The sequence below is a fragment of the Methylobacterium variabile genome (genome assembly GCF_001043975.1).
Classification (GTDB): Bacteria; Pseudomonadota; Alphaproteobacteria; order Rhizobiales; family Beijerinckiaceae; genus Methylobacterium; species Methylobacterium variabile.
Genome location: NZ_LABY01000156.1, coordinates 20,184 through 31,364, shown reverse-complemented (window position 1 = coordinate 31,364; position 11,181 = coordinate 20,184). Strand labels below are relative to the sequence as shown.

Sequence of the window (11,181 nt, the reverse complement as noted above, 5' to 3'; positions counted from 1 at the left end):
ACCCGGCGTCTTGGCCTGGCTTCGCCCCCCGCGTCGCCCGCCCGTCCGAGTGGACGCCCTTCCCCCGGCGGGGGCCGCCCCGGGCGTGCCGCCCGCCGGCGGACCGGGCCGGAGCCTGCGCCCTGGAGCCTTCCTTAACCCTCCCGCCCCATCCTCCCCCGCATGGTAGTCCGTCGCCGCGCCCGTGCCGTCCTGTTGCCGCTCGGCCTCTACGCCGTGTCGATCCTCGTGGTCGGCTACTTCCTGCACGAGGCCGAGAGCGGGAATCGCGGCCTCGAGGCCAAGCGGGCCCTGAAGATCCAGGCCTACAACCTGCAGCAGGAGCTCGACGCCACCAAGGCCGACCGGGCCGAGTGGGAGCGCCGCGTGGCGCTGCTGCGCAGCGACCAGATCGACCGCGACCTCCTCGAGGAGCGGGCCCGGGTGGTGCTCGGCCGCGTCCACCCCAACGACGTCGTCGTCATCAACCCCTGAACCCATCCCGGCAGCGGCTTTCGGTCCCAAACCGCTCGATTTGCGCCCTCGCCTGCCCTAAGAACTCTCCCACAAAGGTAGCAGCCGGGAGGGTGCCGATGGATGCCGCGAAAGAGGCGCGCCGCGGGAGCGACAAGACCCGCGAGAAGGCGGCCCCGCCGCCCTCGGCCTCGAACGTGCCGGCCTTCAGCCGGGACGAGGACCTGCACGCCTACCGCGAGATGCTGCTGATCCGCCGCTTCGAGGAGAAGGCCGGCCAGCTCTACGGCATGGGCCTGATTGGCGGGTTCTGCCACCTCTACATCGGCCAGGAGGCGGTGGTGATCGGGGTCCAGATGGCCTCGAAGGACGGCGACCAGGTCATCACCGGCTACCGCGACCACGGCCACATGCTGGCCTGCGGCATGGAGCCGAAGGGCGTGATGGCCGAGCTCACCGGCCGCAAGGGAGGCTATTCCCGCGGCAAGGGCGGCTCGATGCACATGTTCTCCCGCGAGAAGAATTTTTACGGCGGCCACGGCATCGTCGGCGCCCAGGTGTCGCTGGGCACCGGGATCGGCTTCGCCAACAAGTACCGCGACGACGGTGCGGTCAGCCTGACCTACATGGGCGACGGCGCGGCCAACCAGGGCCAGGTCTACGAGAGCTTCAACATGGCGCAGCTGTGGAAGCTGCCCGTGGTCTACGTGATCGAGAACAACCGCTACGCCATGGGCACCTCGGTCTCGCGGGCCTCGGCCCAGACCGACTTCTCGAAGCGCGGCGTCTCCTTCGGCATCCCGGGCGAGCAGGTCGACGGCATGGACGTGCGCGCCGTGCGCGAGGCGGCGACGCGGGCGATCGCGCATGCCCGCGACGGCGAGGGCCCGTACATCCTCGAGATGCAGACCTACCGCTACCGCGGCCACTCGATGTCCGACCCGGCCAAGTACCGGACCAAGGACGAGGTCGCCCGCATGCGCGAGGAATCCGACCCGATCGAGCAGGTGCGCAAGCGCCTGCTCGGGCCGCACAAGGTGGCGGAGGACGAGATCAAGGCGGTCGACGCCAAGGTGCGGGAGATCGTGAACGAGTCGGCCGAGTTCGCCACCAGCGATCCCGAGCCCGATCCGTCCGAGCTCTGGACCGACATCCTGCTCTAGCGCCACGGCTCTGGTGCCTCCGGCCGTCCGCGGCGGCGCGGACGGCTCCCCCGCGCCCGCCCCTCTCCCGGATCGACAGAGTACCCCATGGCGACCGACATCCTGATGCCCGCCCTCTCGCCGACGATGGAGCAGGGCAAGCTCGCGAAGTGGCTCAAGAAGGAGGGCGACCCGGTCAAGGCCGGCGACATCCTGGCCGAGATCGAGACCGACAAGGCGACCATGGAGGTCGAGGCGGTCGACGAGGGCGTGCTCGCCAAGATCCTGGTCGCCGACGGCACCGACAACGTCGCGGTCAACACGCCGATCGCGGTGCTCGCCGAGGAAGGCGAGGACCCGAAGGGCGTCCAGGCCGGGGGCAAGCCCAACGGCAAGGGCGAGGGCGAGGGCGAGAAGGGCCAGAAGGCGCCGGCCCCCGACATGCAGGCCGAGGGCCAGGCCGAGCGCCCCGCCCCGGCGGCCAAGACCGACGACGACAAGCCGGTCGAGAAGCCCGCCTCCCCCGCGGTGATCACCAACCGCGGCCAGGACCCGGCGATGGCCGAGATCCCGGAGGGCACCGAGATGGTGACCCAGACCGTCCGCGAGGCCCTGCGCGACGCGATGGCCGAGGAGATGCGCCGCGACGACAACGTGTTCGTGATGGGCGAGGAGGTCGCCGAGTATCAGGGCGCCTACAAGATCACGCAGGGGCTCTTGCAGGAATTCGGCGCGAAGCGCGTCGTCGACACCCCGATCACCGAGCACGGCTTCGCCGGCGTCGGCGTCGGCGCTGCGTTCACGGGCCTCAAGCCCATCGTCGAGTTCATGACCTTCAACTTCGCCATGCAGGCGATCGACCAGATCATCAACTCGGCGGCGAAGACCCTCTACATGTCGGGCGGGCAGCTCGGCTGCCCGATCGTGTTTCGCGGCCCCAACGGCGCGGCGGCCCGGGTCGCGGCCCAGCACAGCCACGACTACGCCGCCTGGTACTCCAACGTGCCGGGCCTGAAGGTCGTGATGCCCTACACCGCCTCGGACGCGAAGGGCCTGCTGAAGAGCGCCATCCGCGACCCGAACCCGGTGATCTTTCTCGAGAACGAGATCCTGTACGGCCAGTCCTTCCCGGTGCCGAAGCTCGACGACTTCACGGTGCCGATCGGCAAGGCCAAGGTCCACCGCGAGGGTAAGGACGTCACCATCGTGTCGTTCGGCATCGGCATGACCTACGCCCTCAAGGCCGCCCACGAGCTCGCCGAGGCCGGGATCAGCGCCGAGGTGATCGACCTGCGCACCATCCGGCCGATGGATTCAGAGACGGTGGTGGAATCGGTGAAGAAGACCGGCCGCTGCGTCACCGTCGAGGAAGGTTTCCCGCAATCCGGCGTCGGCGCCGAGATCGCCGCGCGCCTGATGGTCGACGCCTTCGACTACCTCGACGCCCCGGTCCTGCGCATCACCGGCAAGGACGTGCCGATGCCCTACGCCGCCAACCTGGAGAAGCTCGCCCTGCCGAACGTCGCCGAGGTGATCGAGGCGGCCAAGGCCGTCTGCTACCGGTGAGCGGCAGGCCGGAGGATCCCATGGCAGAGGACGATCCCCGCTTCGAGGCCCTGGGCGTCCCGCCCGACGCGCAGGAGCACGGCGGCATCGAGGTGCTGCGTGCCGCCGTGGTCGACGGCGCGGTGAGCTTCGCGCTGCGCCGCTCGTTCGAGGATCCGGCCACCTGGGGCCGCCTGCTGATCGACCTCGCCCGCCAGGCGGCGCGGGTCTACGCCCGGGAGACCGAGATCTCCGAGGAGGAGGCCTTCGCGCGCATCCGCGCCGGGATGGAGGCCGAGAGCCTCGATCCCGAGAGCTTCAACTGAGCCTCCTCATGGCCGAGGCCGCGCCGCGCAGGGCCACCTACGCCGACCTCGAGGCGGTGCCGGACCACCTCGTGGCCGAGATCGTCGACGGGGTGCTGGAGACCCATCCGCGGCCGCGGCCGCTGCACAGCATTGCGTCGGCGCGGCTCTCGGGTGAGCTGGATCGCCCGTTCTCCCGTGGGCGCGGTGGTCCGGGCGGCTGGATCTTCATGATCGAGCCCGAGCTTCATCTCGGGTCGCACGTGGTCGTGCCCGACCTCGCCGGCTGGCGCCTCGAACGCCTGCCGGCCATTCCGAAGACCGCCTTCATCGAGACGTCGCCCGACTGGGTCTGCGAGATCCTATCCCCTTCCACCACCCGGCTCGACCGCGGGCCGAAGCGGCGGATCTACGCCGAGTTCGGTGTCGGTCACCTCTGGCTGCTCGATCCCGCCATTGGCGTGCTCGAGGGCTTCGTGCTCGTCGGCGACCGCTGGCTGCTCCTCGGCACCGTGGAGCGCGGCGAGGAGGTGGTCCTGCCACCCTTCGATGCCGTTCCGTTCCCGCTCGACGATCTGTTCCCTATCGAGGCTTTGCCTCCTGACGATCCGGCCGCCCCTCCTCCCGCCGAGACCTGAATCCATGCCGATCAACGTCCTGATGCCCGCCCTCTCGCCGACCATGGAGAAGGGCAACCTCGCCAAGTGGCTCAAGAAGGAGGGCGATACCGTCAAGTCGGGCGACGTGCTCGCAGAGATCGAGACCGACAAGGCGACCATGGAGGTCGAGGCGGTCGACGAGGGCGTGCTCGCCAAGATCGTGGTGCCGGAGGGCACCGCCGACGTGCCGGTCAACGACCTGATCGCCCTCATCGCCGAGGAGGGCGAGGATCCGGCGAGCGTGCAGGCCGGCGGCAACGGGCAGGAGAAGAAGGCGGAGGCGCCGGCCGAGAAGCCCGCGGCCGGCAGGGCCGAGAGCGGGAAGCCCCAGGCGCCCGCGGGCAACGAGACGCCCGGCGGCGGCACGATGTCCTACGAGCGGGTCGACACCGCGCCGGAGGGCGCGCGACCGGCGGGCGACAAGTCCGCCGGCAAGCCGAACGGCGCGGCCGGGCAGCCGGCCGGCGGCCGCCTGTTCGCCTCGCCGCTCGCCCGCCGCATCGCCAAGCAGGAAGGCCTCGACCTCGGCGCGGTGACGGGCTCGGGCCCGCACGGCCGGATCATCGAGCGCGACGTCCGCGCGGCCCTGGAGGGCGGCACGGCCAAGCCGGCGGCCCGGTCCGCCGAGGAGGCGAAGCCCGCCAAGTCCGCCCCCGACGCGAAGCCCGACCAGGGAGCGCCGGCCAAGCCCGCTGCCGCCGCTCCGCCCTCCGGCCTCTCGGCCAAGCAGGTGATGGGGATGTTCGAGCCGGGCTCCTTCGAGGAGGTGCCCCTCGACGGCATGCGCAAGACCATCGCCAAGCGCCTGGTCGAGTCGAAGCAGACCGTCCCGCACTTCTACCTCTCCCTCGACGTCGAGCTCGACGCGCTGCTCAGCCTTCGCGAGCAGGTCAATGCGGGGGCGACCAAGGACAAGGACGGCAAGCCGGCCTTCAAGCTCTCGGTCAACGACTTCGTCATCAAGGCGCTGGCGCTGGCGCTCCAGCGGGTGCCGGCGGCGAATTCCGTCTGGGCCGAGGACCGGATCCTGCGCTTCCGCCACTCGGACGTCGGCGTCGCGGTGGCGATCGAGGGCGGGCTGTTCACCCCGGTGATCCGAAAGGCGGAGCAGAAGACCCTCTCGACCATCTCGGCCGAGATGAAGGACTTGGCCGCCCGCGCCCGCACCAAGAAGCTCAAGCCTGAGGAGTACCAGGGCGGCACCACCGCGGTGTCGAACCTCGGCATGTTCGGCATCAAGTCGTTCGGCGCGGTCATCAACCCGCCCCACGGCACCATCCTGGCGGTCGGCGCCGGCGAGGCCCGGGTGGTGGCCAAGAACGGCGCCCCGGCCGTGGTCCAGGCGATGACAGTGACGCTCTCCTGCGACCACCGGGTGGTCGACGGGGCGCTCGGCGCCGAGCTGCTCGCGGCCTTCAAGGGCCTGATCGAGAGCCCGATGGGGATGCTGGTCTAGCACTGTCCCCTCCCCCTTGTGGGGAGGGGACGGCGCCCTGCCTGATTGCCGATCGAGAGAAGGGACTGCTGGTGCCCTGGAACGGATCGCCCGATCGGTCGGCATCACCGCGAGCCCGGGCACGCGCCGAGGTCATGCGGCACTCCCTCACCCCGGCGGAGACGCGCCTGTGGTGGCATCTGCGCCAGCGATTGCCGGTCGAGGGCTTCGGTTTCCGTCGGCAGGTCGCGCTCGGACCCTACGCCGCCGATTTCTGCTGTCCCGGCGCGCAGCCGATCGGCGAGGTCGAGGGCGGCCAGCACGGCCCCGGTCAGCGGGCCTACGACGCCGCGCGCACGGCCGCTCGCGAGGCGCGCGGCGTCCGGGTCCTGCCCTTCTCCAATGCCGACGCAATGCGCGCGAGCGACGGCACGCTCGACACGATCATGGCGGCCCTCGCCGCCGCCCCGCCCTCCCCGGAGACCTGAATGTCCGACACCTACGACGTCCTCATCATCGGCGCCGGCCCCGGCGGCTACGTGGCGGCGATCCGGGCCGCGCAGCTCGGCTTCAAGACGGCGGTGGTGGACCGCGAGCACCTGGGCGGCATCTGCCTCAACTGGGGCTGCATCCCGACGAAGGCGCTGCTGCGCTCGGCCGAGATCTACCATTACATGCAGCACGCCAAGGATTACGGCCTGTCGGCGGACAATGTCGGCTTCGACGTTGCTGCCATCGTCAAGCGCTCGCGCGGCGTCTCGGGCCGGCTCAACGGCGGCGTCGGCATGCTCTTGAAGAAGAACAAGGTCGACGTGATCTGGGGCGAGGCCGCGATCGAGGCGGCGCCGAAGGGCAACGAGCCCGGCCGGGTCCAGGTCAAGGAGACGAAGCGCGCCGAGGCGCCGAAGGGCACCAAGGCCGCGGGCACCTACCAGGCCAAGCACATCGTCGTGGCGACCGGCGCCCGGCCGCGGGCGATTCCGGGCATCGAGCCGGACAGGAAGCAGATCTGGACCTACTACGAGGCCATGGTCCCGGAAAAAATGCCCAAGAGCCTGCTGGTGATGGGCTCGGGCGCGATCGGCATCGAGTTCGCCTCGTTCTACCGCACCATGGGGGCCGAGGTGACGGTGGTCGAGCTCCTGCCGCAGATCCTGCCGGTGGAGGACCATGAGATCGCAGCCCATGCCCGCAAGCGCTTCGAGAAGCAGGGCATCAAGATCCTCACCGGCGCCAAGGTGACCAAGGTCGTGAAGGGCGGCGACGCGGTCACCGCCACGATCGAGGCCGAGGGCGGCAAGACGCAGGAGATCACGGCGGAGAAGCTGATCTCGGCGGTCGGCGTCGTCGGCAACATCGAGAATCTCGGGCTCGAGAAGCTCGGCGTCACCATCGAGCGCGGCATCGTCGCCACCGACGGGCTCGGGCGCACCAACGTGCCGGGGATCTACGCCATCGGCGACGTCGCCGGTCCGCCGATGCTGGCCCACAAGGCCGAGCACGAGGGCGTGATCTGCGTCGAGACCATCAAGGGCCTGCACACCCACCCGATGGACAAGGGCAAGATCCCGGGCTGCACCTACTGCCAGCCGCAGATCGCCTCGGTCGGCCTCACCGAGGCGAAGGCCAAGGAGCAGGGATTCGACGTGCGGGTCGGCCGCTTCCCCTTCGCGGGCAACGGCAAGGCGATCGCGCTCGGCGAGCCCGACGGGCTGGTGAAGACGATCTTCGACCGCAAGACCGGCCAGCTGCTGGGCGCCCACATGGTCGGGGCCGAGGTGACGGAGCTGATCCAGGGCTACGTCGTGGCGATGACCCTCGAGACCACCGAGGAAGAGCTGATGCACACGGTCTTCCCGCACCCGACCCTGTCGGAGATGATGCACGAGAGCGTGCTCGATGCGTATGGGCGGGTGATCCACGCGTAGTCCGGCAGGGAAGCCGGAACATCCTGTGAGAGAGGGCGCTGGCCGCGGGTGGCTCGTGAGGAGGCCGCGGCGGGCCTGAGCCGGCGCGACGCCCCTCGCATCGAGGGGAGCGCGGCGGAGGAAGGCGGCTTTGGCGCGGCAAACGGGACGGCGGCAGGGACGAAGAGGCGGCAGCCCGGCTCCCGGAGGGGGCATGACACGGGCACCAGGCTGCCGCCGAGCCGGCGCAGGCCGGAGCCTGCGGGCGTGGTGATGGTCTAACGATCAACGGGACGTCGGAGATGTGCGATGGCGCACGGAAGCGACGGCTGGCCCACCCCGTGTCCACCGGGACGGCGGAGCGCCCACCGTAGGACGAGGGCCGGGCGGGCGCCGCTCCAGGCGGAGGCCGACGATGCTCAGAGGCATCCCCGACCGGTGACGGAGTGGTCACCGGTTCGGACGAGGCAGAAACGAACGCCTGAGCAGAATTGCGCGATGCGGTCCGCTCAGGCGTCATTCTCCTGGAGCTGCCATCGCGGCCCGCTGCGCCTCTGCCGGCTCGGCCGTGAGCTGTACCACTCGTCGTCCGGGCTGCCGGATGCGGTGGGGGCGGCCTGAGGCCTCGCTCCAAGTTGGAGCGGGGCGGCACCGGCGTCCGGCCGGCGTGAGTCCCGGTCCCATAGGCGCAAGGCCAGGCGGGCCAGCAGTATCCCTGCGCCGGCGCCGGCGAACATCGAAGCCGTCACCCATTGAGAGGGCTCTTGCGGGAGCAGCCAGGCACCGGCCACGAGGGCGCCCGCCACTCCCGCTGTCATGATGAAGAACAACCTTGGCTCTCCCTTGTGCGCCAGGGAAAGCCGTCAATGCCCGTTCTGGTTCGCTTCTCCGGCGGCGGCTGGTGAAGGGCAGCTTAACGGTATCGCCGAAAGCGGGACCGGGCCGATGGTGCGCTCGACCGGGGGCCTCGCCTCAGGGACCGGAGGCCGACGCTCTCAAGCGCGGGCGCGGCCTGCCAGGGACAGTACGCAGCGGGCACAGAGGCCGCCCAAGCCGCCGACGAGGGTCACGCCGAGGAGGACGTCAGGCAAGGGTCCGTCCACCAGCCACGCGCCGACCGCCATGCCGCTCCCGATCGATGCTGCCGAGATGATGGCCATCGGCCCCTCCGTTCTCCGCAGGGACAAGCGCTTCGATCGGTCGAGGTTCGCGGCGCTGGCGAATCAGGGTGTACAACCCGTAAAAACGTCGATGCAACCGATGGAAAATTCAGGTCGATCCTGCGGCAGGCCAGGGCGCAGCGGGAAGCTGTTCAGACTGCGCCGGCCCGGCCTGCCTGTCGCGCGCGAGATCGCGGGGCGATGCTCGATGCAACGCGAGGGCGGTAGCACGGCGCCGGCCGGAGGGGAAAAACCGGCAAGCCGGCGGAGGGGCGTCCAGACGGCAGAACGCCCGCCGGAGGGTTAGGACCTTGGCGGGCGAGCTGGCGTGGGGGATTGGGGAATCCGCTGCTGGTCCGGCAACGTGGGCCCGGGCCCGCGGGTTCCCGCCCCCGGACCTGCCCTTCAGGCAGCGCAGCCCTGCCATCCGGCGAACCGGCGGCCGGGCTTGGCGTTGACCGGTCGAACGAGCCGGAGAGGTGGATTATCGATGTCGTTGACCCGCGCCATCCTGACGGCCGCGGCCGGAACCGTCGCGCTCCTCGCGCCCGCCGGGCCGGCGGGCGCCCAGGGCACCGAGCAGCAGCGCCTGGCCTGCATGACCGACGCCATGACGCTGTGCGCAGGCGACGTGCCCAACACGCGGCGCATCGAGCTCTGCCTGCGCCGGAACTACGCCCGCATCAGCACGCCCTGCCAGGGAGTGCTGGATGCGGCGCGCACCGCCGCGGCGAGCCCGGACACCATGGGGGCTGCCCGTTACGGGCGGTAGGGGTTTTCGCGGGCCGCCGCCCCGCCAGCGCGACCGCCGGCGGGGCGATCCGTAGGGCCCGCCGCCCGATCGTTCGCACGGCATCCGGGACGCCGGGTGCCGGTGCCCTCTGCGGACTTCGCCCGAGTCGATCCGAAGTGGCGAAGAGTTACGGCGCGCATTCACTGTGATAGTCTCCGTCGTGGCGCAATCGTCGCGCCCCGGAGCAGTGCCATGCGGACATCTTCTGCGCTCACGTTGCTCGTTTCTGTTGCATGCTTTTCTTGTTCGTGTCTGATTGCTGCGCCGGCCCGGGCGCGGTCGCCGTATTTCGTTCCTGCACCGGGCGACACGTCGCTCGCGTCGAAGTGCCGGTCCGAGGCGTCGATGCTCGGAGGCGGAGGCGGCCGAGGGGCGGTCGTGCGGGCCGAGGAGGTGCGGGCGATGCGGGTCGCGTACCGCCGGAAATGCATGCAGGGCCGGTGACGGGCGGTTGGTCCCCGGGCTAAGCTCGAACAGCGCGAGACGGCGCGGCGCCGGCGGGATCGCCCTGCCGGCGACCACACGAACGGGAGGAGAGCCATGGTGGAGAGGCAGACGGAGACCTGTTCGCGACGGATCCTGCTGGCGGGCCTGACGGCGGGCCTCGCCGCGCCGGCGATCGCGGCCGGAGCGGGGACGGCGCTCGCCGCGGACGAGAGCGAGGCGGTGGCCCGGCAGCTCGAGACCCTGCGCGTCGCGATCGTGGAGGGCGACGCCAAGGCCCTCGACGCCCTCACCCATCCGCAGCTCAGCTACGGCCACTCGAGCGGCCGCAAGATCGAGACCAAGCCCCAGTTCATCGCCAGCCTCGCCGGCAAGACCAACTACAAGTCGCTGGTGTTCTCGGAGCAGTGGATCCAGGTCGTCGGCGACAATGCCCTCGTCCGCCACGTCTGGGACGGTGCCGACATCCTGCCCAACGGCGAGACCGGCCGCTCCTACATCGCGGTGCTGCAGGTCTGGCTCAAGGATGGCGGCAACTGGCGGCTGCTCGGCCGCCAGAGCTGCCCGCTCAAGCCGGCCTGATCGCCCGGGAACGACGGCCAAGCTCGGGCGTTTCCGCTCGCCGCCGCGGTATCGGGCGGTGGCGCAGCGGGAGCATGGGCGGTGCGGTCCGACCGGCAGGTGAGCACGATCAGGCTGGTCGCCGAGGCCGTCCGCCTCGCGAGCACGCTGGCCGTCAAGGAGATCGCGCTGTTCTCCGGCGAGGTCGACCGGATCGCCCGCGTCGTCTCCGGCTGGACCCTGTGGGGCGGGACGATCGTGCTCCTCGCCTGCGTCAGCGGCTTCCTGCTGCTGATGGCCGCCGTGAAGGGCCTCGGCACGCTGCTCGGCTCTGAGGCGCTCGCCGCGGTGATCGGGGCGGCGCCCTTCGCCCTGGCGGCTGCCCTGCTCACGCGCTGGGGCCTGCGGAAGATGGACCTGCGGCGGTAGCCCTCAGCCGACGGGGAAGGCCGGCGCGCCAGGGCGAAGGGCGCTGCCTGCCGGGCGCTGCGCCTGGACCGTGGATCGTCCGGAGCGCTGCGCGGGCGACCATGGAGATGGGATCGGCCTCGGGCATGCGCCGCAAGCATGGCCGTTCCGCGGAGCGGCCGATTGCGTTGTGCGCCGCAACATGAGAAAACGTTTTTGCACCGCAGCGATGGCGTCGCGGCGGTGCAGCCCTCTTTGGGCGTTTCCTCCCTAGACTTCGGGCCGCCTCGCAAGGGCGGCCTTTTTTCTGTTGCGCGCTCATACCCGAGGCGCCTCGATTCTGACAAGCATTATCGTGCGCCGTGGCAG

At 70.7% G+C, this 11,181-nt stretch carries 12 protein-coding genes; 11 read left to right on the top strand and 1 reads right to left on the bottom strand.

Annotation, left to right across the window (positions count from 1 at the left end):
* Positions 1–162 precede the first annotated feature (162 nt).
* The 8 genes from VQ02_RS21300 (at position 163) to lpdA (ending at position 7,467) form a co-directional block, all read left to right on the top strand.
* On the top strand, positions 163–474 hold the full coding sequence (locus VQ02_RS21300) for an FtsB family cell division protein (protein WP_048446225.1): 312 nt from the start codon (positions 163–165) through the stop codon (positions 472–474).
* Positions 475–572: 98 nt separating this feature from the next.
* The gene (gene pdhA, locus VQ02_RS21295) at positions 573–1,616 is read left to right on the top strand and encodes a pyruvate dehydrogenase (acetyl-transferring) E1 component subunit alpha (protein ID WP_048446224.1); all 1,044 of its coding nucleotides are present in this window, start codon (positions 573–575) and stop codon (positions 1,614–1,616) included.
* A gap of 87 nt (positions 1,617–1,703) precedes the next feature.
* Positions 1,704–3,161, top strand: a complete 1,458-nt coding sequence (locus VQ02_RS21290) for a pyruvate dehydrogenase complex E1 component subunit beta (RefSeq protein ID WP_048446223.1) — start codon at positions 1,704–1,706, stop codon at positions 3,159–3,161.
* 20 nt (positions 3,162–3,181) lie between these two features.
* Positions 3,182–3,466 (top strand): DUF5076 domain-containing protein, encoded by a 285-nt coding sequence (locus tag VQ02_RS21285; RefSeq protein WP_048446222.1) that lies wholly within the window; start codon positions 3,182–3,184, stop codon positions 3,464–3,466.
* An 8-nt stretch (positions 3,467–3,474) separates the two neighbouring features.
* Complete coding sequence (locus VQ02_RS21280; protein WP_048446221.1) at positions 3,475–4,083, top strand: Uma2 family endonuclease; 609 nt, start codon at positions 3,475–3,477, stop codon at positions 4,081–4,083.
* A gap of 4 nt (positions 4,084–4,087) precedes the next feature.
* Positions 4,088–5,560, top strand: coding sequence for a pyruvate dehydrogenase complex dihydrolipoamide acetyltransferase (locus VQ02_RS21275; RefSeq protein ID WP_048446220.1), 1,473 nt, complete (start codon positions 4,088–4,090; stop codon positions 5,558–5,560).
* Positions 5,561–5,631: 71 nt separating this feature from the next.
* Positions 5,632–6,027 carry an endonuclease domain-containing protein gene (locus tag VQ02_RS21270; RefSeq protein ID WP_280818958.1) on the top strand — a complete coding sequence of 132 codons (396 nt, stop codon included), beginning with the start codon at positions 5,632–5,634 and terminating at the stop codon, positions 6,025–6,027.
* Positions 6,028–7,467 (top strand): dihydrolipoyl dehydrogenase, encoded by a 1,440-nt coding sequence (gene lpdA / locus VQ02_RS21265; RefSeq protein WP_048446218.1) that lies wholly within the window; start codon positions 6,028–6,030, stop codon positions 7,465–7,467.
* Between the two features lie 974 nt (positions 7,468–8,441).
* On the opposite strand, the gene VQ02_RS37390 is transcribed toward lpdA, so the two are convergent.
* Positions 8,442–8,606: a hypothetical protein gene (locus VQ02_RS37390; RefSeq protein WP_157080739.1), complete on the bottom strand. Its 165-nt coding sequence runs from the start codon at positions 8,604–8,606 to the stop codon at positions 8,442–8,444.
* A gap of 490 nt (positions 8,607–9,096) precedes the next feature.
* Here VQ02_RS37390 and VQ02_RS21255 point away from each other — a divergent pair, with 490 nt between their 5' ends.
* The 3 genes from VQ02_RS21255 (at position 9,097) to VQ02_RS21245 (ending at position 10,833) form a co-directional block, all read left to right on the top strand.
* Entirely contained in the window at positions 9,097–9,378 is a 282-nt protein-coding gene (locus VQ02_RS21255; protein WP_053080485.1) for a hypothetical protein, read from the top strand.
* Positions 9,379–9,939: 561 nt separating this feature from the next.
* Positions 9,940–10,425, top strand: a complete 486-nt coding sequence (locus tag VQ02_RS21250) for a nuclear transport factor 2 family protein (protein WP_048446216.1) — start codon at positions 9,940–9,942, stop codon at positions 10,423–10,425.
* A gap of 99 nt (positions 10,426–10,524) precedes the next feature.
* A complete protein-coding gene (locus tag VQ02_RS21245; RefSeq protein ID WP_083469349.1) occupies positions 10,525–10,833 on the top strand; it encodes a phage holin family protein in 309 nt (102 codons plus the stop codon).
* The last annotated feature ends 348 nt before the right edge of the window (positions 10,834–11,181 follow it).